Source organism: Pseudomonas sp. LBUM1655 (assembly GCF_059716085.1).
The window spans coordinates 2,302,395-2,323,030 of record NZ_CP166801.1; the positions used below are offsets into that span (position 1 = coordinate 2,302,395).

Here is a 20,636-nt window from a genome sequence, read left to right on the forward strand (position 1 = left end):
TCGCTTTTTCCCTACGGTTAGTTTTTTTGGAGAGACCCATGCCTATTACCCAGCAGCAGTTGCTGCAGATCCTCCAGAACGCCGGCAAGCAAGCCGGCGTTTTTGTTTCCGCTCTGAACACCGCTATGCAGCATTACCAGATAGTAGGCCCGAAGCGCGCTGCAGCGCTCATTGCGCAAATCGGCCATGAGTCTGGCCAGCTGCGCTACGTACGTGAGATTTGGGGACCGACCGCTGCCCAGCGTAGGTACGAGGGCCGCGAAGACCTGGGCAACACCGTGCCGGGTGACGGCCGGAAGTATTGCGGACGCGGCCTGGTCCAGATCACCGGCCGGGCGGACTACGCCAAGTGCGGCGAAGCGCTGGGCCTTGACCTGATCAATCATCCCGAGCTGCTCGAGCTGTCTCAGCATGCCGCGATGTCGGCTGCGTGGTTCTGGAAGCAGAAGGGGCTGAACGATTTGGCCGACAGGGACGAGTTCAACACCATCACTCGGCGGATCAACGGCGGCCTGAACGGCTTGGCGGATCGGCTGGCGCTGTGGGAGAAGGCGCGGGCGGTGCTGGCGTGACCGTGCCGGGGCGGTTGATTGGCGTGCTGGGGCTGGTGGTCGGCAGCTTCGGCAGCGCCTGGCAGTTTCAGGATTGGCGTTACGGTCAGCAACTGGCCGAGCAGGCAAAGCTGCATGCCGAAATCTTCAATCAAATGACACAGGCCGCCGCCACGTCGCAACAGGCCGAGCAAGACAAGCGGCTGGCGTTGGAGCAGCGGCTGGCCGCCAGTGAGCAAACCCACTTCAGGAAAATGACTGATGCCCAACGTGACCAAGATCGCCTGCGCGATCGCCTTGCCACTTCTGATTTGCGGTTGTCAGTCCTCCTCGACGCAACCGACGCTGCCAAAGGCTGTGGTCTGCCAGCCTCCACCGGCGCCGGCGGCGTGGATCATGCAGCCATACGCGCCCGACTTGACCCGGCGCATGCTCAACGAATTATCGCCATCACCGACACCGGCGACCGTGGACTGATCGCGCTGCAGGCGTGTCAGGCCTATGTGAAGGCGCTCAGCTCCTCTGCTCCCGCGCATCCCTGAGAAGGCGCTGATTTTCTTGGAAGAGATGGTCTCTCTGGTGCGCCACGTCCGCAAATCTGCGCCTTTCGCTCCGTAAATCCCCCTCGGCGTACTGAAGCTTTGCCCTGAGGGAATTTCTCTCCTGGGTGAGCGCGTCATTGTCACGAACCAAGCCCTCAATATTTTCAAGTGCCCGATCGAGCTTGAGGGTGAGCGCTTCGAATTCATTTTCGTACATCCTGAGCTGGTGCCGGCAGGTTTCGAGCGAAGTCGGGTTACCGAGCCAATCGTCGGTGTCTTCTATATAGAGGGGATCCACGGTAGCGCCTTGCTTTGTACTGTTTGGATATACAGTAATGGGGGCGTGGGCGAGGGTAAGGCGACGAGCTGTAGGGTTTTTGATTGGTGTACGTCTGCAGGACGCCGGGGAGGGATCAGAACACTGCAGGAAAATACAGCGCTAGTTTGTTGATTCTTATAGCGGGTAACTAGATTTTTGACCTCGCTAATTTCGGTATGTTTCCTTTATCTATCAATAGGTTGTGTTTATTTCGGTGTCACCTTGACATGGTGGCTCCCGTGCGGCGAAGTGCTTGAGCAACGTTTTTTTCGGAGGCATGATTCTATTGTGCCAGTACCTTGAAGTATTGTATGACCTCGGTTGAGCAGGCACGTATAGCCTGACCTAAAGAGGAATCGGTAGTGAGCGAAGTTTTAACGTTGGAAGCGTTTCCACATTCCATAATGGTAAAAGAGGGAGAGGAGCTGGCGCAGCAGGGTAGGGAAGCTGTGGAGTGGCTCCGGACTTTAGGGGTATCGACACCAGCAGACCGCTACCATGGGTATGTGCGGGCTATTGAAGCTTTCGGGAAATTTCAAGGTGATGAAGCAGCAGTAAGAAAAACAGCGGACACTTTTGTTAATGCCAATGCCGAACTATATGAGCTGATCAGGGTTCGCACAGCCCTCTTGCAGGTCGACTCGCAGGGATACCTAGATACGCTAAAAAGGATATCGCAAGGACAGCCGTTTCGACACATCGCGGATAACGATCCAGGAAGGGACTACCTCTTCGAGATGTCTATCGCAGCCCGTCTTTTAAATGCTGGGCATGAGGTAGATCTAAATCAGATTGCTGATATCGTCGCTCAAGTCAATGGGCGAAAGGTTTACGTAGAAGCAAAGCGTATAAAATCCAAAAGTAAGGTTGCTTCTAGAGTTTCGGAAGCAAATAAGCAATTGAAGAAAAGGTTAGCTCAGGATAAATCGAGTACTTCCCGGGGGATTGTAGCTGTCAATATAACGGATGTGATATCACCTAATTGCGAGACTGTCCTTGTCCAATCCGAAAGTCATTTGCGTGACAAGCATTCTCGCGTCTTCAATGGATTTATCACAGAAAATCCGGACTCCTTTCATAAAGGAGAGCAGTCGAAATGCCTGGGCGCATTCATTGAATCAAGCTGGCAAGGCTGGATTTGGGACGGCGATTCAGATCCGAGACTCTTTTTCTGTCGCGGTGCTACTTTCAAACTTTATCGAGTAACTCAATCCGAGGAGAATTATGTTCGGGATTTCATCCCAAAGCTTGCCAATCAGTTTGGTTGAATTCCTCCGGTCGGCTTCTTCGGGGCCTGCGCAAAACCTCCTCTGGAGGCCGCGTGTTTCCGTTCGCATAATCACAAAAAAACGGATGTTTTGTTATGGCTAAAAAAGGATTTTGTCAATATAAAACAGTGGCTTAGGTCGCTACAGTCCCCAGCATGGGGTGCTAGGGGTAGAGTGTTCGAATCACTCCGTCCCGACCATATATTTCAATGACTTAGGCCAATGTTCACAGCATTGGCCTTTTTCATGCGTGTGAGTTTTGCCGGACTTGTTTGAATTTGGTGTTTATCAGGACGGGCTGCGCAAATGGATTGCAGTTGCCCGATATTTCTCCGTCGGTGCCGCGCAGTCGAGCGTTCTCGATAAATCAGCTATTTTTTGCGTTTAGCTTGCGAAGCTCTTCGTAGGTCGCGGATTGAACGAACCAGAAACCAGAGATGATGCACCAGCTCAAAGTGCCGATGACGAAGGTGCTGATGGCTGCGAGAAAACTCTGGCTCAGCATTACCAGTGCAGCAATCCAGATGACTGCCAGTGCAATGTAGAGAACGGTGTTGTTGACGCTGATAACGAAGTCTTTCATGTGCATTCCTTGGATAGATTTTCCTCTGGTTACCCTTCATGGGATTCCAGTGGTGGCATCATATTGCCATCGCACCAGGCTTCGCTAGTCGCTAATAGGGAAAGACTCGATATCAGTCATGCTGTTTAGGTGATTACTGATTGGGCTTTTTCTCGATATCTTCCGAGTCACTCGACGTCGCCGCATCTTTTTCAGTTTCATGGGCTTGCGCACCCGCATTTCCCCCTGAAGACTCCTCTCCCTTCTTATTCGCCCTCTCATCATTGGCGCGCGTGCTTTTCGATTGATTGACGCCCGGCAGGGCATTCGGTGGTGCGGCGGAGTCAGCGCTGGTTTTCTCTGTTGCCAAGGCGCATGCCGGCCCGATGAGCAACAGACCGGCAAACGATACCGCCATGATTTTCTTGTTCATCATCTAAGCCTCCACGCGATTGGATGTACTGCATTGGAATTGTGAGTCGGGAAAAGGTGCGCGGAGATGGACGAGTGGTAGTAATTACCGACTTGCAACCCGCGTCATTTGGCAGAGCCTTTGGCTTGGCGAGTTGTCGCCAGATATTGGCCAAAAGCGGCAAATTGCTGGCCCCCGAGTTGTCCTTTCATCGTCAAACTCGCCTTTTTTCAAAAGGTTAGGTTGGCTATATGCGGACGATTGTCATAACCGTTGCAACGCTTTCCCTGGCTGTCTTTGCCTGGGGAGTACAGGCAAAAGAGTTAAGCAAAAGCCATCGTTTCGCCTGTACCTGGGGCTCGGATATCGCCGCAGGAGCGCAGCGATCCAAGCTCTCAGGGATGTCTTTGTATGGCGCGCGTAAACAATTGCAGGTACGTCGATTTCAGCAGCCATGGATGCGCATGACTGCAATGGGGATTACCGAACAGACCTACAACAGCAGCTCAAAGCTTAAACCGGCGGCGGTCAAGCAGACCTACTACGAGCAGTGCGTGCGACATGAACTGGTCCAGCGATAGACGGGGACTACTCGACATCCAGAACCAATTGGCCAATCGCGGTCTACAGTTCAGTGGATGATCCCACTGTCTGAGAGTACGGATATGTTCAGATCAACTCGATGGGTTGCAGGTTTGATGTCGCTCGTTCTGGCCGCCGGCTCGTCGGTGGCGCTGGCCGATCCCGGTAACGGTAAAGGGCAGGGCAACGGTAAAGGCAATCCCCACAATTCCCAGGGCCAGGGCCAGGGCCAGGGCCAGGGCCAAGGGAACAAAGGCAAAAATGCGGGGCGTGACGATTGGAGTCATGGCCCGGCTGTCGACCGAGGTAATGTGATCGGTGTGATTGGCGGCTATCGCGACTACTGGAGCCCAGGCCCTGCACTGCCTCCGGGCATCCAGAAAAACCTGGCTCGCGGCAAGCCGCTGCCGCCGGGTATCGCGAAAAAACTCGACAATCGCCTGCTTGGCCACCTCCCGCGTTATGACGGCTACGAATGGCAGCAGGCGGGTACGGATTTGATTCTGGTCGCACTCGCCACGGGTCTTATCTATGAAGTGCTCAATGGTGTCTTTGATTGAGCGCAAGTCAGCCATCAGCCCAACCTTTTCAGGTTGGGCTTTTTAATACCTTGAATAAGTCGTAGCAGGAGCAGCGGAGTACCATGTCGCGCTCTATTCACCTGCCGAGCTCATTGTCCTATGCCTGCATTTTCCCGCGTCACTTCGTTGCTCGACCAAGCGCAACGCGCCTTGCGATTGGTTTGGGGGACGTCGCGCGGTTTGTTTCTGGGGTTGGTGCTGGCGACATTGATTGCAGGTGTGCTGCCGGCACTCGCGGCATGGTTGGGGCAGCGCATTGTCGATGCAGTGGTTGCAGCCATGCAGTTGCACGCGCAGCAGGGCGATGCGCCGTTGTGGCCGGTGTTGCGTTATGTGCTGTTGGAGGCCGGTGTGCTGGCGTTGTTGTCCGGCACACAACGGGCGTTGTCGGTGCAGCAGTCGTTGTTGCGGGTGCAGTTGGGGCAGAAGGTCAACACGTTGATTCTGGAGAAAGCTCAGACTCTGTCATTGGTGCAGTTCGAGAACTCTGAGTTCTACGACAAACTGGTGCGCGTGCGCCGCGAAGCCTCGACACGGCCACTGGCGTTGGTCATGAAGTCGCTTGGGCTGATCCAGAACCTGATCATGCTGATCAGCTTCGGTGTGCTGCTGGTGCATTTTTCCCCGTGGGCATTGGTGCTGCTGGTGATCGGTGCGTTGCCGGTGTTCTTCGCCGAGGCGCATTTTTCCGGTGATGCTTTTCGGCTGTTCACCCGTCGCGCGCCGGAGAGTCGCCAGCAGAGTTACATCGAAACGCTGCTGTCCCACGAGGCCTACATCAAAGAGGTCAAGCTCTTCGGTTTTGCTCCGCTGCTGTTGCAACGCTATCGCGACACCTTCGCCAAACTCTATGCCGAAGACCGGCGACTGACGTTACGTCGCGATAGTTGGGGGTTCGGTCTCGGCTTGCTGGGCACTGCGGCATTTTACGTGGCGTACGCCTGGGTGGTGATCGATGCGGTGCATGGCAATATCAGCCTGGGTCAGATGACCATGTACCTGGTGCTGTTCAAACAGGGGCAAAGTGCAGTCAGTAGCAGTCTGAGCGCAATCAGTGGTTTGTACGAAGATGGCCTGTACCTCACGAGTCTTTATGAATACCTGGCCGAGCCGGTTCTCGCCGACAGCGGTCACCTGACTGCCGGCGCACGACCGGGCGATGGGTTGCGCTTCGAAAACGTCGGTTTCCGTTACCCCGGTGCAAGTCGTGCGGCACTGGAAGGCATTGACTTGCATCTGGTGCCGGGCAAGAGCATGGCGCTGGTCGGGGAAAACGGCTCAGGCAAGACCACGCTGATCAAGTTGCTGACCCGGCTCTACCGTCCCGATCAAGGGCGGATTCTGCTTGATGGCAGCGATTTGCAGGATTGGGAGGAAACCACGTTACGGCAGCGCATTGGCGTGATTTTCCAGGATTACATCCGCTACCAGTTCAGCGTTGGAGAAAACATCGGCGTCGGCGACACGCTTGCGTTCAACGATCAACAGCGCTGGAAAGAGGCCGCAGCCGAAGGCATGGCAGCGCCCTTTATCGAAGCCCTTGACCGTGGTTATGCGACACAACTGGGGCGTTGGTTTGCCGGTGGTCAGGAGTTGTCTGGCGGGCAATGGCAGAAAATTGCCTTGTCCCGGGCCTATATGCGGCGTGATGCCGACGTCCTGATCCTCGACGAACCGACGTCAGCCCTTGACCCGGCGGCAGAGGCGGCAGTGTTCGAGCATTTCAGCCAACACATGGATGGCCGGATGACCTTGCTGATCTCGCACCGTTTTTCCAGTGTGCGCAATGCTGATCACATCATTGTCTTGGAGCAGGGCCGGATACTCGAGCAGGGCGGCCACGAAGATCTGATCGCCGTTGCAGGGCATTACGCCCAACTGTTCGATTTGCAGGCCCGCGGCTATCGCTAGGAGTCCTGTGCGCTGCGCAGCGCCGCTGGCCCGGCAATCCGCGGAGCAGGTTTGGTCTGCATCAACGCATCGATTGCCTTACGATAATTCTGTCCGCCCAGCGCCATGCTGTTGTTGTGCGTGGCGCCCGGTACCAGCAGCAGGCGCTTGGGTTGTTGCGCGGCGTTGAACAGTTGCTCACTGAAGCGCGACGGCACAAAAGCATCTGCCAGACCATGCACCACCAACAGCGGCATATGAATATCGGCGATCTTGTCGACGGAATCGAATTTCTGCGACAGCAGCCAGCGCACCGGTAGCGAGGTGTTGGCCACGGCGGCAGCGACGTCCGCCAGCGACGTGAACGTCGACTCGATCACCAGACCGCGCACCGGTAGCGGCGAGTGATTGCGGGTGGCGTCCTGACCGAGTTCGGCCGCCAGATCGATCGCCACAGCGCCCCCGAGGGAATGACCGTAAATCAGGCGTTTTTGCGGATCCGGTTGCAGCAGTTTGAAACGCTCCCAGGCCACCCGGGCATCTTCGTAAACGCTACTTTCCGATGGCAGATCACCCTTGCTCTTGCCGAACCCCCGGTAATCGATGGCCAGTACCGAGTAGCCCGCCGCGCGCAATTGCTCGATGCGGAACAACTGCCCGGTGAGGTTCCAGCGCACGCCGTGCAGATAGAGAATCGCCGGTGCGTTGGCTTTTTCCGCCGGCCACCACCAGGCATGAATGTTTTGCCCGGCCTTGAAACTCTTCGGTTGCAGATCGAGTTCCTGCACGCTGCCGGGCAGGCCGCGATACCAGCCGGCCGTGCCCGGTTCGATGCGAAACAGCAGTTTGCGTTCGGTATGTTCCAGCACGGCACAACTCGTCGGCACGCCGATAATCAAGGCGGCCATGCAGGCAAACGCCAAGCGGCGACGGCGCAGACGAGTCATGAAGGAAAGGAACATTAAACGTTTCACCACGGCGCAGACAAAGAACGCTTTTTACCAGATGCCTCGGTCTGCGCGCGATATTTTCGACCATCGTGCATGCGCAACGATTACAAAATGCTGCAACGGCTCAGTCGACCCGCAGCACAATCTTGCCGATATGGTCGCCGGCTTCCATGTGCGCATGGGCCTGCGCCGCGTCGGAGAGTGAGTAAACCTTGTCGATCATCGGCAGGCAGCGTCCGGCGTTCAGTGCTGGCCAAACGTGCTCGCGCAATGCGTCGGCGATGGCGGCTTTCTCCGCAGTGGTTCGTGCGCGCAGCAGCGATCCGGTGACCACCGCGCGTTTGCCGAGGATTGCCAGCAGGTCTACGTCGTTGGCCTTGGCGCCGCCCAGAAAACCGAGCATTACCAACCGCCCGTCCATCGCCAGGGCGCTAACGTTACCGTTGAAGTACGAGCCGCCCATGATGTCGAGAATCACATTCACACCCTGGCCAGCGGTTTTTTCGGCGACGACTTCAGTAAAATTTTGATCGCGATAGTTGATCGCCTCGCCACCCAGTTCACGAATCGCCGCACATTTTTCAGGGCTGCCGGCGGTGGCGAAGGATTCGATGCCGAATTCGCGGCAGAGCATCAGAGCGGTGGTACCGATGCCGCTGGTGCCGCCATGAATCAATACACGTTGCCCCCGGCTGGCGCCGCCGAGGCTGAACAGATTGGCCCATACGGTAAAGAAGGTTTCCGGGATCGCGGCGGCCTGCACCCAGTCGAGGCCATCGGGGATTGGCAACGTCTGGCCCGCCGGGACTGTGCAATATTCGGCATACCCTCCGCCATTGGTCAGCGCACAAACCTTGTCGCCCACGGCAAACTGGCTGACTCCGGCGCCGAGCGCCACCACTTCACCCGCGACTTCCAGGCCGGGAATCGGGTTCATGCCGGGCTTCATCGGATATTTGCCGGCACGCTGCAAGGCGTCCGGGCGGTTGATTCCGGCGGCATGCACACGGATCAGCACTTCACCTGCTGCGGCCACCGGTAGCGGCACGCGTTTGGCTTGCAGGACATCAGGGCCGCCGGGTTCAGTGATTTCGATTCGGGTCATTTCGTTGGGTATGGACATGTCGATTCCTGTTGCTAGAGGTTCTGTAGATCGGAGCACGGCCCGCAGGCAATGATTCCCTTCAATTTGCGCAGCAGCGTTGTTCAGTCGAAGAGGGCAGCCATTTCAGGGCCTGCTCCAGCAAAAGCGCCACTGCAATCGCGCCGGCAGCGATCACGAACAGCAATGCATGATGGCCGCCCGTGGCATTGAACAACGCCGAATAGGCAAACCCGGCCAGCGCCTGAAACGTGGCAAACGATACGGTGGCGCGGCTCCAGGCGATTTGTTGGCGATGATGATTCGGCACCAACTCATGCACGCGAGCCAGGGCCAGTGGCACGATGCCGGGTGGGAATGAACCGATAATCACTGCCAGAACGGCCAGCGCCATAAAGGATTGGGAAATCGCCAACAGCCCCAGCGCAATCGCCTGCACCGCCAATACCAGTCGGATGCCCATCCGTGCGCCAAGCCGATCCGCCAGAAAGCCATAACTCACCGGCCCGACGATTGCACCCAGGCCATACATGACCCACACCAGTGCGCCAATATGCGCCCCGGCACCGAGCCCGCGAGCCACGTAATCCACCAGGAACACCATGGCCGGCACCAAACCTGCGGCCATAAACGCGTACTGGGCGAACAGCAGATAGACGGCGGGCGGCGTTGGCTCAACGGCCGCAACCTCGTGGGTCGCAGTCGGGTGCGGTAAATCGGAAGGCCAGCCAAACCAGCTCAGTGCCGTCAGCAACAACGACAATCCGCCCAGCCCCAACCAGGTGGCTTGCAGGCCAAGGCTCAACAGCGGCGGCACGATTGTCCCGGAACCGGCAATCCCCAGACCGATGCCCAGAAAAATCGCTCCACTGGCCAGCCCTTTGCGGGACGCTGGCACATGAGGCAGTACGGTCGCCGCCACCAGCACCATGATCGCGCCACCCGTAATCCCCGAGAGCAAACGCCAGCCAAAGAACCAACTGACTGATATCGGAAACGCACAGGCAAAAAACGCGGCGGTGACCAGCAGCATCATTAGCCGCAGGGCGTTTTTATTGCCGAGGTGCCGCGCTATCGGTCGGCCGAGCAGGGCGCCGATCAGATAGCCGACCAGATTGGCCGCGCCGAGGTAGACCACATCGTGGGCGGAAAACCACTGCGCCTGAATCAGCGAGGGAATCAGCGGTGTGTAGGCAAAACGCGCCAGGCCGATGCTGACCAGGCTGGCGCAGAGTCCCGCGAAGATCGGTAACGCTGAGGTTGATGTACGCATGACAGCAATCCTGAGGAAGGTTTATGGCGCTCAGCATATCGGCTATCTTTGCTGCGTTAATGCAGCGATTTGGCTTTATTGTGATGCAGATTTGCATCGGGCGGGGACAGAATGAATTGGGACGATGCAAGGGTTTTTCTCGCGGTATGTCGGGAGTCGACATTACGCGGCGCGGCGCGGGTACTGGGCGTGGATCAGGCCACCGTCGGGCGACGGATCACGGCGCTGGAGAAGTCCCTGAGCGCGACGTTGTTCCTGCGCACCTCCGACGGTTATGCGCTGACGGCGGTCGGCGAAGCGGCGTTCAAAAGCGTTGAGAAAATGGAGCACTCGGCGCTGGAGCTGGAGCGGCAGATTCAGGGGCTGGATGATCGCCTGACCGGTATCGTGCGCGTCAGCACCACCGATTCGCTGGCCATCGACTTCCTGATCCCGGCCATCGCCCGTCTGCACGAGCAACACCCGGACGTGCGCGTGCAACTGGATGCCTCCACGCAGATCCTCAGCCTGGCCAAGCGCGAGGCGGATATCGCCGTGCGCAACACCCGGCCTGACAATCCGGACCTCATCGCCCGGCGGATTGCCCGCTGGCCGGTGGGATTGTTCGCGTCACAGGCGTATATCGACGCCAAGGGCGCTCCACCGCAGGGAACGGCTTTCGAAGGCCATGACCTGGTGGTCTACCAGCCGTATTTGCAGACGAACAAAGACATGACGCTGGTTTCCGAACCGCTGCATCGCGGGCGGATTGTCGCCAGCCTGAGTTCCAGTCTGTTGGTGCGCCGCTCGATTGCGGCGGGTCTGGGTGTAGGAGAAATCCCGGTGTATATGGGCGAGCGTGACGGCCTGATCAGGCTTTGGCCGGAGCGCAATCGTCCGCAACCGTATGAGGTGTGGCTGGTGACCCACGCGGACTTGCGCCATACCGCGCGGGTTCGGGCAGTGATTGAACAGATTGTCGAGGCATTTGCGCTGGAGAATGAGTGACGGCTTAAAGCGCTTTGGAGAAGCTACGTCGTCTGACGAAACGCCCTACATCCACAGCAGAATCTGCCGGCTTGTGGGCTTGGGAGACCGGCCCTATTGTTGATGTGACTCGCAGCAACAGAAAATTCGCTTGTGAGTGATGCGCCAGGGAAGGTATCGGTAACCCAAGGAAGGGAATCGGATTGAACGCCAGGGAATTTGAGCAATATCAAAGCACCATCACATTGAGCAAAGGGCATAACATTCAAGCCATGAACGCTATCAGTCGTGAAGAATTCAACGCCAGGATCGAGACCATTGAGGCAAGAATGGATGCTCGGGTCGAATCTGTGTCAGCGAAAATCGAGGGGTTTCTGGATGTTCAGCTCGAGCGAGACAAGGCGCTGCTCGACCGCTACAACTCCATTTCTGCAAATGTGCAGCAGATCGCTCTAGAGTCAAAAGAGGCGGTCCGACAGGCCTCTACGATCAAGGCGAATTATTGGGCTTCAACCGCTGTGTATTTTCTCGGGATCGTCGGCATAGTCGTGGCGACTTACTACGCCAATCAAGCCAACGTCTATGTAGCGATTCAAACGACTTTGTCGGCGGTTCAAGCAGGCAAGGACACCCATCCGCCTAAACCTGCCGTGTCGCCATTACCGAGCACGCCACAATAAAGAACGGCCTTCAAATGAAGGCCGTTCTTGTGGGCGTTGAAACCCTGCCTCATGGCATTTGCGGCAATTCCTGAGGCCGCAGATCAAACACCAATACCTCGGCATCCACGCCGTTGCTCAAGGTCAGCGCCTGTTCCTCGCGAACCCGCACGCCGTCACCTTCCTGCAACAACTGACCATTGAGTTCAACGCTACCGCGTGCCACATGCACGTAGGCGTAACGGTTGGCCTGCAGCTTCAGGGTGGCACTCTCTTTGCCGTCGAACAGTCCGGCATAGACCCGCGCATCCTGGCGCACTGTCAGCGAACCATCGCTACCGTCCGGCGAGATGATCAGTTGCAGACGACCGCGTTTTTTCTGCGCGCTGAAGTGCTCCTGCTGGTAGCGCGGTTTGGCGCCGCCGACGTCCGGCACAATCCATATTTGCAGGAAGTGCACAGGCTTGGTGGCCGAATGGTTGAACTCACTGTGCGCCACGCCGCTGCCGGCGCTCATCAGTTGTACGTCGCCTGGGCGGATTACCGAGCCTGTACCCAGGGTGTCTTTATGTTCCAGCGCACCTTCAAGCACGTAGGAAAAGATCTCCATGTCGCGATGCGGGTGTTGGCCGAAACCCTTGCCGGCGGCAACGCGGTCATCGTTGATCACCAGCAGGTCGGAAAAACCCTGTTCACGCGGATCGCGGTAGCTGGCAAAGGAAAAGGTGTGGAACGACTTCAACCAGCCATGATTGGCGAGGCCACGATCGGAGGCTTTGCGAAGAGTCAGCATGATGAAATCTCCTTGGGGGACGTGAATTCGTCCGAGTGAGGAGAAGGTTACTGTTTACTCTTCAAGGCAATAAGTAGATGAAAATTGAAATACTGTCCTGTTTTGGTTGACAGTTGTGTGCGGTCGATCACGTATTTTTTTCCGACGACTGCGCCGCAGTTGGCCATAATGCTCAGCCTGTCTTGTCCGTTTACCCTTCTTTATCAGTGATGTTTACCTCATGAAAACCGTGGCAATGGTGTTGTTCCCCGACTTTCTTCTGCTCGATATGGCTGGGCCGCTGGAGGTGTTTTCGGTGGCCAATCGCTATTTGAAACCGGAGTTGCACTATCAACTGACCACCCTTGGCACCGAGCGCGGCCCGTTACGGGCATCCAATGGTGTGCTGGTACACACCGACCGGCATATAGAAGATGCCCCTGAGCGCTACGACTTGCTGCTGGTGCCGGGAGGGCCGGGGGCTTACAACGAAAGACACCCGGCGCTGCTTGCCTGGCTGAAAGCAGCCGTACCCTGTGCCGAGCGATACGGTTCGATCTGCACTGGCGCCTTCGTGCTCGGACATGCGGGGTTGCTCGACGGCTATCGGGTTACCACCCACTGGAACTACACCGAACGCCTGATCAAGGCTTTTCCGAAGGCTAGCGTCGCAACCGATCAGATTTTCATCGAGGATCGCAATCTCATTACCTCAGGCGGGGTCACGGCCGGCATCGACATGGCGCTGGCATTGGTCGCTCAGGATCACGGCAAGAAGCTGGCCCAGGACGTCGCCAAAGTGTTGCTGGTGGTGATGAAGCGTCAGGGCGGACAGGCTCAGTTCAGCCCTTTGATGGCAGCGGTCGCCCCTCTGGAAACACCGGTCACCCGAGTACAGAATTACGTGCTGGAGCACCTCGACGAAGCTTTCAGCGTCGAGCGCATGGCTGGGTTGGCCAACATGAGTGCGCGGCACTTTGCGCGGATTTTTGCCCGCGACATCAATATGACACCCATGGAGTTCCTGCAAAGTGCACGCATCGACTGCGCACGAAATCTGCTGGAAACCAGTGATCTGCCTTTGAAAACCGTGGCCTACAAGAGCGGTTTTGGCAGTGTGCGGCACATGCGCCTGTTGTTCGCTGAAAAACTCGGCCTGACCCCCGTGCAGTACCGCGAACAGTTCAGCTAGAGCGGTTCTGTCCGTTACGCGCACCCGGATGTCCGTGATGCGCCCTGTACGGAGGTTGTGCCGTCATCGCAGGCTGCCAAGATAGTTGGCATGAACAGCCTCAACGATTTGAACCAGGCGACCGTGCTGCATTTCGGCCCCTACGCCTTTCATCTGCGCCAACGGCTGATCCTCGAAGGGGATCGGCCACTGCGCATGGGCGGGCGTGCGCTGGACATTCTGCAGGTGCTGGTCGAGCGCGCAGGTCGAGTAGTCAGAAAGGAAGAGTTGATTGCGCGGGTCTGGCCCACGTCGGTGGTTGAGGAGATCAATCTTCGCGTACACATTGCTGCCCTGCGACGGGCCCTCGGTGATGGTGAGAACGGCCAACGCTACATCGTCAACGTGCCGCAATGCGGCTACTGTTTCGTTGCTCCGGTGCACGGCGACAGTACCGCGCAAGTGGCCCTGGAAAACCTCCAGGCACCGCAACACAACTTGCCTGTGCGGCTGACGCCGGTCACCGGTCGCGACTCAGTGGTGGGCTCGATGGTGCGGCAATTGCCGCTGTGCCGGTTGATGACCGTGACGGGGCCTGCGGGTGTCGGTAAAACCACGGTGGCGTTGCGCGCTGCGGAATTGCTGTTACAGCACTTTCGTGACGGGGTATGGCTGGTGGATCTGGCGGTAGTCAACGACGCTACGCCACTGCTCGATCATCTGTTGCAAACCCTTGATACCGATCTTGTCACGCTGTCTGCCCGCCACACGTTGTTGGTGCTGGACAACTGCGAGCACCTGCGCGAAGCCTGCAAGGCTTTGGTTGAACGTTTATTGGAGGCCGCGCCAAGGCTGTCGATTCTCGCCACCAGTCGTGAAGCATTGCAGGCCAGTCTGGAGACGGTGCAGATCCTGCCGCCGCTGGTCATTCCAAAATCCTCGGCGTTGAGCAGTGTCGAGGAGACCATGGGCTATTCGGCAGTGCAGTTGTTTGTCAGTCGTGCCCGTGCCCGGCAGCAGGGTTTTACCCTGCGCGAACAGGATCTCCATGCCGTGCGTGACATCTGTCGACGACTCGACGGGCTGCCGTTGGCGATTGAACTGGCGGCGGCGCACATCGATGCGTTGGCGATGGTCGGGTTGCAGTCACAGCTCGACAATTGTCTGCAATTGCTCAGTCATGGCCGGCGTACGGCCGTGCCCCGCCATCAAACCTTGAAAGCTGCGCTGGACTGGAGTTATCAGCACCTGAACGATCAGGAACAACGGGTGCTGCAACGCCTGTCAGTGTTCAAAATGGCGTTTGCCATTGATGCCGCGATGGGGGTGATCAGTTGCGCGCAATTACCACCGTCGACGCTGGCCTTGATCATTGAGCGGTTGGCGCAGAAGTCCTTGCTGACGGTGGAGCGGGGCAGTGCCGGGGTGCGCTATCGCATGCTCAACACGACCCGTCGTTATGCCCGCGAGCAACTGGAGCGCAGTGGTGAGTCCAACGACTACGTGCGCCGGCATGCGCGCCACGTCAGTCGCAGTCGTTTGGCTTCAGGTTCGCAGTTGACCGCCCAACTCGTCGAGTAACACGCGCACCTTGCGCAAGTCCGGTGTCGCGTAGCCTTCGGTGAAGCGTTGGTATATCGGACTCAACAGGTCCAGCGCTTCTCGATAGCGGTTCTGCCGTTGCCACAGTTGGGCCAGCGATGTGGCACTGCGCAATTCCCAGGCCAGAGCGCCTTGGGTTTGAGCGATCAACAGCGCTTGGCGCAATACATCTTCTGCTTGCTGAGTGTTGTTGGTTTTAGGGCAACCCGATTCTTCATTCAACAATCGATCCGCCCGAGCGCGCAAAATTTCTGCCGCGCTCCAGCCTGCTGCACCGCTCTGTGCCCGTTCAAGCAACGCATCATCAACAAAGCCACTGTCCAGCGTCACCATGATTTCCCTGATCAGGCCGCTGTCATCGGTTGGCATCGGCGCGGCGGTATCGGCGTCGATGACCTGCGCGTAGTGCCGTGCCCATCGATAGAACAGCAGTACCGAATGCTTCTGTGCCTGCTCCAGCAACAGATTCAGCAAAGCACGGGCGTTTTGCTGGTCTCCGTTGTAATGAGCGATCAGGCAACTGGCCAACGCCAGGGTGTAGCAGATCGAGGTGCCGTGATTGATTTGCACGGCGATGTCCAGTGCCTGCCGTGCCGTACGCCAGGCTTGTTCCGGGAAGCCTTGCAGCCATAACACCCGGGCGAGCACCGTCAATGAGGCGACGCTTTGGTCGTACTGCACGCCGAAGCCATGGGTGAAGCGGTTGAGATTACCGCTTTGCGCCATGCGCTGAATCACTTGCTCTGCATGCAGGCGCGCCTGCGGCTGGTCGCCGGCGTAATGCAGCGCCAATACTCGCAAACGATGCGTGCTCAGCGACAGTAGCGGATCGCCGTGCACGCCGAGTCGATCGAACTGTTCGCTCTGTTCCAGCGCCAGTCGATAGTGGCCACAGCTGAGGTTGACCGCCATGTGCCCGGACACCGCGCGCAGTTGCCCGGCTACATCGTCAAGTTCCTGCGCCAGCGCGTGGGCGTCGACGAAGGCCGCGATGGTTTCCGGGGTGCCGCCCCAGGTGTGGTAGCAGGCGCTGCCGAGCGCCAGTTTCAAGGCGATTTTCACCCGAGGGCAAGCCTCATCAGCGTTTTCGAGCAGGGCCAGCGCCTGACGCACGTAACCACCGTATTCCTTGAGTAGCGACAGCTCTTGCCACAGCGGCGCCGAGGTCGCGGCCAGATAAATCCCTACATCATTGGGGCCGACACCGTTCAGGCTCCAGTCCAGCGCCGCGCGCAAGTCTTCCAGGCCGCGTGCATAACGCTCGATCCACAGGTCGGTTGGGGTGTTTTCCCAATCGGTCTGCCCCTGATACATAAGTGCCAGGCAGCGTTCAGCGTGGCGTTCGCGGGTTTCGGCGAGTTCGGCGCACTGGTCGAGCTTTTCCAGGGCATAACGGCGCGTAGTATCGAGTAGCCGGTAGAACACCTCTTCATCACCGACTTCGACGTTGAGCAACGACTTGGCGACCAGTTGCGTGATCGAGCCAAACACTTCGCCGGGCTTGATGTGCTGGCCACCGATCACGGCAGCGGCGGACTCCAGCGTGAAGCCGCCACGAAACACGCCGAGTCGGCGCAGGCAAGTCTGTTCGCAATCGGTGAGCAGGTTGAAGCTCCAGTCCAGCGTGGCACGCAGAGTGAGATGACGCTCCACACTGCTTTGATTGCCGGCGGCCAATGCCGGCAAGCGGCCCTGCAACTGGCTCAACAAACCATTGAGGCCCAGTTCGGCGACCTGTGCCGCCGCCAGCTCCAGCGCCAGCGGAATGCCGTCCAGACGACGGCAGATTTCAATGGCATCGGGCAACTCGGCGTCGCTGAGTTCGAAGCCCTCATGAGCCGCCAGTGCGCGTTCGGCAAACAGTTGCAGTGCAGAAAAACTCAACGCCTGTACGCGATCAAGCACGGCAATCGGCGGCGGGTAATCAAGGGACTCAAGACGCTGCACATACTCGCCTTCGGCACGCAGGCTCTCGCGGCTGGTGGCCAGAATGTGGACCTGTGGCGCACCGCGCAAAATGCTCTCGCCGATCAGCGCCACGGCGTCGATCAAGTGTTCGCAATTGTCGATCACCAGCAGCATCTGGCGCTCGCGCAGGGCGTTGACCAGACTGGTCAGCGGCTCGTTGTCATGCAGTAGCACATCAAGCAGGGCCGCCAGGTGCGAGCAGATCATTCGCGCGTCGTTGATGGGCGACAGATCCAGCAGCCGAATACCGTCCCGATAGTGGCCGATCATCTGTTCGGCAACGCGCAGGGCCACGGTGGTTTTACCAATACCGCCGGGGCCGACCAGCGTGATGCAGCGCTGGCGCGGCAACTGCCTGATCAGGCTGTCGACCAGCGGCTGCCGGCCGATCATTCGCGTGCGGCGCAGCGGCAGGTTATGCCGCGTGCCGGTCTGGGCGCAGGTGGGTTGTTCGATCAATTGCAGCACGAGCGGTGCGACAAAACTGTAGCCGCGCTGTGCCACGGTGACGATGTATCGCTGTCCGGCCTGACCATCGCCGAGTGCTTTGCGCAGGGCCGCCATGTGTACCCGCAGGTTGATGTCTTCCACGACGCTGTCCGGCCAGACCCCGGCGATCAATTGCTGCTTGCTCACGACTTCGCCGGCATGCGCCAGCAGGATCAGCAGAATGTCCATGGCGCGTCGGCCCAGGCGCAACGGCTGGTCGCCCTCAAGCACCAGCCGTTGTCCAGGATGAATCCGATAGGGGCCGAAACCGATGGCCTGATTCGGGGAAAGACTCAACCGCTCACTCCTGCGAAATTCTTGTCATCCTGCCCCAGGCTTGTGAAGCCTCCGTGAAGGGCAGGGCGGATCAGGGCGTCAGTTGCACGCAAGCCTTCTAATCCGCAGTTTGCGGACATATTCCTCAGGTTCTGGCGCCAGTGCAACGTGCAGATTGCCGTCAACACTCGAAACGCTATGGCGTAACTTCCGTTTTTACACACTGCAATGCCCAAATCACCGCTCTGCGCCACGGACAATTAACAACGATTAACTCGTCTGCGTCCGCTCCAGCCTCAAAACTCCGATCAAACAAGTTCAACCTCAGGCACAGACCTGATGGCTGCAATGGAATGCACTCGTCCGGAGGACGGCGCAATGAGCAACGTGGTGGTGGTCTATCACAGCGGTTATGGCCACACACGCGTCATGGCCGAAGCCGTGGCGCAGGGCGTCGAACGGCACCTGGGCAGTACCTGTCGGTTGGTCGCGGTAGAAGAAGTCGAACGCTATTGGGATGAGTTGCACCGCGCCGATGCGATCATCTTCGGCGCGCCGACCTACATGGGCAGCGCCTCGGCGGGCTTCAAGCAATTCATGGAGGCCAGCGCGGCGTTCTATCTGGCCAAACCGTGGCGCGACAAGGTCGCTGCGGGGTTCACCAATTCCGGCAGTCTGTGCGGCGACAAGCTCAATACGTTGCTGCAAATGGCGGTGTTCGCCGCGCAGCATTCGATGATATGGGTTGGGCTCGATTTGCTCCCGGCGCGCTCGGCGGCCGGGTTCTTTGATGGGCAATTGAACCGTCTTGGCAGCTCGCTCGGTGCGATGTCCCAATCCAATGTCGAACAGACGTCCGAGCAGGCGCCGCCGCTCGAAGACCGGCGCACGGCGGCCCATCTGGGTGAGCGGGTGGCACAGGTGGCGCAGCGGTTGAGGCACAAGTGAGGAAGGGGCGATAGGATCGGCGCCTACACTGCAAGGCGCATGCCGGCAGACGCTGGCGAAGGTTGCGATCTTTTGAGCTTCATATCCGGCACTTCACGACAGCGCCAGGCAAACGGGCTGATCCCTTCGCTACGGGTGAAGATGTGGCAAAAGTGCGCCTGATCACAGAAGCCGCATTCCAGGCTGATCTGCGTCAGGCTCAAGTGGGTGTGCTGGATCAACAGCTTGGCGCGGGCGATGCGCTGAGTCCGGATCCAGTCCTGTGGCGAGAGCCCGGTACTGCACTTGAACGCTCGGGAAAAATGACTGCGTGACAACGAACATGCCTCTGCCAGTTCGGTGACCTCCAGGCTTTCACCCAGGCGATCGAGGATCAACTGTTTGACCCGCCGTTCGCGCTGCGGACTGAGGCCGCCGATGCGCGGTGTGCGGGATTCGCTGGCGGGGGCGAGGGCGACTGTTTGTTGTAAGTGAGCCATGGCCAATGTCCGTGTCGGGGGAGGGGACGCACGCTGGGTGCTTTCCCCTCTGGTCAAGAAAACAATGTTTCGCAGTGGGTTTCATTGTTGGACGGGGCCGGAGGACTGACGAGTTAAACGTTGTTAATTGCGCCGCAAAACTTTGAACTCAGCACATCGCTGCAAGTCGGCGACGGGGCGGATCGGCGAGGATGACGACTAATAAGAGGCACACGTTCGGTGCCGTCGAAGATCGATCAAGCAAGGGGACTCGCATGACAGGTTCGTTGCACGCTGCATTGGGCACACTCGGTTTGGCACTCGCGTTGGCGGCCGGTAGTGCTGTGGCACAAGCGCCGCAGGTCGGTACGCAGGCGCCCGGTTACTTCCGTTTGGCGTTGGGCGACTATGAAGTGACCGCGCTGTTCGACGGCTACAACGATCTGTCGCCCAAACTGCTTCAGGGCATGAGTCAGGGACAGATCCGTGCATTGCTCGCTCGCCGTTCGATTGAAACCCCGGGTGTGCAAACGGCGTTCAACGCGTTTCTGGTCAACACCGGCAAACAGTTGGTCCTAGTCGACACGGGCGCCGGGCAGTGCATTGGCGCGACTGCCGGCCAGCTCTCGGCGAACATGCAGGCAGCGGGCTACAAACCGGAACAGGTCGATACCATCCTGCTGACCCATCTGCATCTGGATCACGTTTGCGGATTAGTCGACGCTCAGCAAAAACCGATTTTCGCCAACGCCACGGTGTATGCGGCCAAGGCTGAAGCTGACTATTGGCTTGATCCGCAGGCCTTGGCCAAGGCACCGGCCGGGGCGAAAGAGTTCTTCAAAATCGCTCAGGATTCCACGGCGCCCTACGTGGCCGCCGGCCGCTTCAAAACCTTCACGCCAGGGCAATCACCCCTGCCGGGCGTGGTCGAGGCGCAACTTGAAAACGGGCACACGCCAGGCAGCACCACTTACCGATTTACCTCGCAGAACCAGAGCATCGTGTTCATGGGCGATCTGGTGCACAACCTTGCCGTGCAGTTCGAACACCCTGAAGTGTCGATCAGTTTTGACGTCAACAGTCAGCAGGCCATCAAAAGCCGTAACGCCGTGTTCAGCGCTGCTGCCGCCAGCAAAACCTGGGTGACCGCCGCGCACCTGCCGTTTCCGGGGATCGGTCACGTCACCGCCATCGACAAGCATTTTCAATGGGTGCCGGTGGAATACGGCCCTTACAAACGCGCGGCCAAAGTACCGTTGATCGAGTAAAGTAAGGCGCTTTCGCATGACTGAACA

At 58.4% G+C, this 20,636-nt stretch carries 21 protein-coding genes; 12 read left to right on the top strand and 9 right to left on the bottom strand.

Annotation, left to right across the window (positions count from 1 at the left end):
- Positions 1–38 precede the first annotated feature (38 nt).
- Both ACA074_RS10325 and ACA074_RS10330 read left to right on the top strand, forming a co-directional pair.
- Complete coding sequence (locus ACA074_RS10325; protein WP_497678932.1) at positions 39–572, top strand: glycoside hydrolase family 19 protein; 534 nt, start codon at positions 39–41, stop codon at positions 570–572.
- Entirely contained in the window at positions 542–1,093 is a 552-nt protein-coding gene (locus ACA074_RS10330) for a lysis system i-spanin subunit Rz (protein WP_497678933.1), read from the top strand. Before ACA074_RS10325 ends, ACA074_RS10330 begins: the two co-directional genes overlap by 31 nt.
- Here ACA074_RS10330 and ACA074_RS10335 read toward each other — a convergent pair.
- Entirely contained in the window at positions 1,065–1,391 is a 327-nt protein-coding gene (locus ACA074_RS10335) for a hypothetical protein (protein ID WP_497678934.1), read from the bottom strand. The two genes, ACA074_RS10330 and ACA074_RS10335, sit on opposite strands and share 29 nt — an antisense overlap.
- Before the next feature lie 383 nt (positions 1,392–1,774).
- Here ACA074_RS10335 and ACA074_RS10340 point away from each other — a divergent pair, with 383 nt between their 5' ends.
- Positions 1,775–2,680 carry a hypothetical protein gene (locus tag ACA074_RS10340; protein ID WP_497678935.1) on the top strand — a complete coding sequence of 302 codons (906 nt, stop codon included), beginning with the start codon at positions 1,775–1,777 and terminating at the stop codon, positions 2,678–2,680.
- Positions 2,681–3,047: 367 nt separating this feature from the next.
- Here the strand turns inward: ACA074_RS10340 and ACA074_RS10345 are convergent, their stop codons facing one another.
- Positions 3,048–3,263, bottom strand: coding sequence for a hypothetical protein (locus tag ACA074_RS10345; protein ID WP_187676970.1), 216 nt, complete (start codon positions 3,261–3,263; stop codon positions 3,048–3,050).
- A gap of 133 nt (positions 3,264–3,396) precedes the next feature.
- Positions 3,397–3,678 carry a hypothetical protein gene (locus ACA074_RS10350; RefSeq protein WP_497678936.1) on the bottom strand — a complete coding sequence of 94 codons (282 nt, stop codon included), beginning with the start codon at positions 3,676–3,678 and terminating at the stop codon, positions 3,397–3,399.
- Between the two features lie 227 nt (positions 3,679–3,905).
- On the opposite strand from ACA074_RS10350, the gene ACA074_RS10355 reads away from it, so the two are divergent.
- From ACA074_RS10355 to ACA074_RS10365, 3 genes are all read left to right on the top strand, one after another.
- Positions 3,906–4,235 carry a hypothetical protein gene (locus ACA074_RS10355; RefSeq protein WP_497678937.1) on the top strand — a complete coding sequence of 110 codons (330 nt, stop codon included), beginning with the start codon at positions 3,906–3,908 and terminating at the stop codon, positions 4,233–4,235.
- Positions 4,236–4,319: 84 nt separating this feature from the next.
- A complete protein-coding gene (locus ACA074_RS10360) occupies positions 4,320–4,796 on the top strand; it encodes an anti-virulence regulator CigR family protein (RefSeq protein ID WP_497678938.1) in 477 nt (158 codons plus the stop codon).
- A gap of 120 nt (positions 4,797–4,916) precedes the next feature.
- Positions 4,917–6,728 carry an ABC transporter ATP-binding protein gene (locus tag ACA074_RS10365; RefSeq protein WP_497678939.1) on the top strand — a complete coding sequence of 604 codons (1,812 nt, stop codon included), beginning with the start codon at positions 4,917–4,919 and terminating at the stop codon, positions 6,726–6,728.
- On the opposite strand, the gene ACA074_RS10370 is transcribed toward ACA074_RS10365, so the two are convergent.
- The 3 genes from ACA074_RS10370 to ACA074_RS10380 form a co-directional block, all read right to left on the bottom strand.
- On the bottom strand, positions 6,725–7,669 hold the full coding sequence (locus tag ACA074_RS10370) for an alpha/beta hydrolase (protein ID WP_497678940.1): 945 nt from the start codon (positions 7,667–7,669) through the stop codon (positions 6,725–6,727). The two genes, ACA074_RS10365 and ACA074_RS10370, sit on opposite strands and share 4 nt — an antisense overlap.
- 112 nt (positions 7,670–7,781) lie before the next feature.
- Positions 7,782–8,780: an NAD(P)H-quinone oxidoreductase gene (locus ACA074_RS10375; protein ID WP_497678941.1), complete on the bottom strand. Its 999-nt coding sequence runs from the start codon at positions 8,778–8,780 to the stop codon at positions 7,782–7,784.
- A gap of 61 nt (positions 8,781–8,841) precedes the next feature.
- Complete coding sequence (locus ACA074_RS10380; RefSeq protein WP_497678942.1) at positions 8,842–10,032, bottom strand: YbfB/YjiJ family MFS transporter; 1,191 nt, start codon at positions 10,030–10,032, stop codon at positions 8,842–8,844.
- 111 nt (positions 10,033–10,143) lie between these two features.
- On the opposite strand from ACA074_RS10380, the gene ACA074_RS10385 reads away from it, so the two are divergent.
- Together ACA074_RS10385 and ACA074_RS10390 are read left to right on the top strand one after the other, a co-directional pair.
- Positions 10,144–11,019 carry a LysR family transcriptional regulator gene (locus ACA074_RS10385; RefSeq protein WP_497678943.1) on the top strand — a complete coding sequence of 292 codons (876 nt, stop codon included), beginning with the start codon at positions 10,144–10,146 and terminating at the stop codon, positions 11,017–11,019.
- 182 nt (positions 11,020–11,201) lie between these two features.
- Entirely contained in the window at positions 11,202–11,678 is a 477-nt protein-coding gene (locus ACA074_RS10390; RefSeq protein ID WP_497617505.1) for a hypothetical protein, read from the top strand.
- 49 nt (positions 11,679–11,727) lie between these two features.
- Here the strand turns inward: ACA074_RS10390 and ACA074_RS10395 are convergent, their stop codons facing one another.
- Entirely contained in the window at positions 11,728–12,450 is a 723-nt protein-coding gene (locus ACA074_RS10395; RefSeq protein ID WP_497678944.1) for a pirin family protein, read from the bottom strand.
- A 220-nt stretch (positions 12,451–12,670) separates the two neighbouring features.
- Here ACA074_RS10395 and ACA074_RS10400 point away from each other — a divergent pair, with 220 nt between their 5' ends.
- Positions 12,671–13,621, top strand: a complete 951-nt coding sequence (locus ACA074_RS10400) for a GlxA family transcriptional regulator (RefSeq protein WP_187676979.1) — start codon at positions 12,671–12,673, stop codon at positions 13,619–13,621.
- 90 nt (positions 13,622–13,711) lie between these two features.
- The gene (locus ACA074_RS10405; RefSeq protein ID WP_497678945.1) at positions 13,712–15,181 is read left to right on the top strand and encodes an ATP-binding protein; all 1,470 of its coding nucleotides are present in this window, start codon (positions 13,712–13,714) and stop codon (positions 15,179–15,181) included.
- Here ACA074_RS10405 and ACA074_RS10410 read toward each other — a convergent pair.
- A complete protein-coding gene (locus tag ACA074_RS10410) occupies positions 15,146–17,956 on the bottom strand; it encodes an ATP-binding protein (protein ID WP_497659198.1) in 2,811 nt (936 codons plus the stop codon). The genes ACA074_RS10405 and ACA074_RS10410 overlap by 36 nt on opposite strands.
- Before the next feature lie 357 nt (positions 17,957–18,313).
- Between ACA074_RS10410 and ACA074_RS10415 the strand changes: the two genes are divergently transcribed.
- Positions 18,314–18,883, top strand: a complete 570-nt coding sequence (locus tag ACA074_RS10415) for a flavodoxin family protein (protein ID WP_497679315.1) — start codon at positions 18,314–18,316, stop codon at positions 18,881–18,883.
- A 23-nt stretch (positions 18,884–18,906) separates the two neighbouring features.
- Here ACA074_RS10415 and ACA074_RS10420 read toward each other — a convergent pair whose 3' ends face one another.
- On the bottom strand, positions 18,907–19,362 hold the full coding sequence (locus ACA074_RS10420) for a helix-turn-helix domain-containing protein (protein ID WP_187676982.1): 456 nt from the start codon (positions 19,360–19,362) through the stop codon (positions 18,907–18,909).
- A 254-nt stretch (positions 19,363–19,616) separates the two neighbouring features.
- Here ACA074_RS10420 and ACA074_RS10425 point away from each other — a divergent pair, with 254 nt between their 5' ends.
- A complete protein-coding gene (locus ACA074_RS10425; RefSeq protein WP_497678946.1) occupies positions 19,617–20,609 on the top strand; it encodes an MBL fold metallo-hydrolase in 993 nt (330 codons plus the stop codon).
- Positions 20,610–20,636: the final 27 nt, after the last annotated feature.

Excerpts from the sequence above, each read along its gene's own strand:
- ACA074_RS10325 (WP_497678932.1), top strand. The coding sequence starts at position 39 with ATGCCTATTACCCAGCAGCAGTTGCTGCAGATCCTCCAGAACGCCGGC.
- ACA074_RS10345 (WP_187676970.1), bottom strand. The coding sequence starts at position 3,263 with ATGAAAGACTTCGTTATCAGCGTCAACAACACCGTTCTCTACATTGCA.
- ACA074_RS10350 (WP_497678936.1), bottom strand. The coding sequence starts at position 3,678 with ATGATGAACAAGAAAATCATGGCGGTATCGTTTGCCGGTCTGTTGCTC.
- ACA074_RS10355 (WP_497678937.1), top strand. The coding sequence starts at position 3,906 with ATGCGGACGATTGTCATAACCGTTGCAACGCTTTCCCTGGCTGTCTTT.
- ACA074_RS10360 (WP_497678938.1), top strand. The coding sequence starts at position 4,320 with ATGTTCAGATCAACTCGATGGGTTGCAGGTTTGATGTCGCTCGTTCTG.
- ACA074_RS10365 (WP_497678939.1), top strand. The coding sequence starts at position 4,917 with ATGCCTGCATTTTCCCGCGTCACTTCGTTGCTCGACCAAGCGCAACGC.
- ACA074_RS10370 (WP_497678940.1), bottom strand. The coding sequence starts at position 7,669 with ATGTTCCTTTCCTTCATGACTCGTCTGCGCCGTCGCCGCTTGGCGTTT.
- ACA074_RS10375 (WP_497678941.1), bottom strand. The coding sequence starts at position 8,780 with ATGTCCATACCCAACGAAATGACCCGAATCGAAATCACTGAACCCGGC.
- ACA074_RS10380 (WP_497678942.1), bottom strand. The coding sequence starts at position 10,032 with ATGCGTACATCAACCTCAGCGTTACCGATCTTCGCGGGACTCTGCGCC.
- ACA074_RS10385 (WP_497678943.1), top strand. The coding sequence starts at position 10,144 with ATGAATTGGGACGATGCAAGGGTTTTTCTCGCGGTATGTCGGGAGTCG.
- ACA074_RS10395 (WP_497678944.1), bottom strand. The coding sequence starts at position 12,450 with ATGCTGACTCTTCGCAAAGCCTCCGATCGTGGCCTCGCCAATCATGGC.
- ACA074_RS10400 (WP_187676979.1), top strand. The coding sequence starts at position 12,671 with ATGAAAACCGTGGCAATGGTGTTGTTCCCCGACTTTCTTCTGCTCGAT.
- ACA074_RS10405 (WP_497678945.1), top strand. The coding sequence starts at position 13,712 with ATGAACAGCCTCAACGATTTGAACCAGGCGACCGTGCTGCATTTCGGC.
- ACA074_RS10415 (WP_497679315.1), top strand. The coding sequence starts at position 18,314 with ATGAGCAACGTGGTGGTGGTCTATCACAGCGGTTATGGCCACACACGC.
- ACA074_RS10420 (WP_187676982.1), bottom strand. The coding sequence starts at position 19,362 with ATGGCTCACTTACAACAAACAGTCGCCCTCGCCCCCGCCAGCGAATCC.
- ACA074_RS10425 (WP_497678946.1), top strand. The coding sequence starts at position 19,617 with ATGACAGGTTCGTTGCACGCTGCATTGGGCACACTCGGTTTGGCACTC.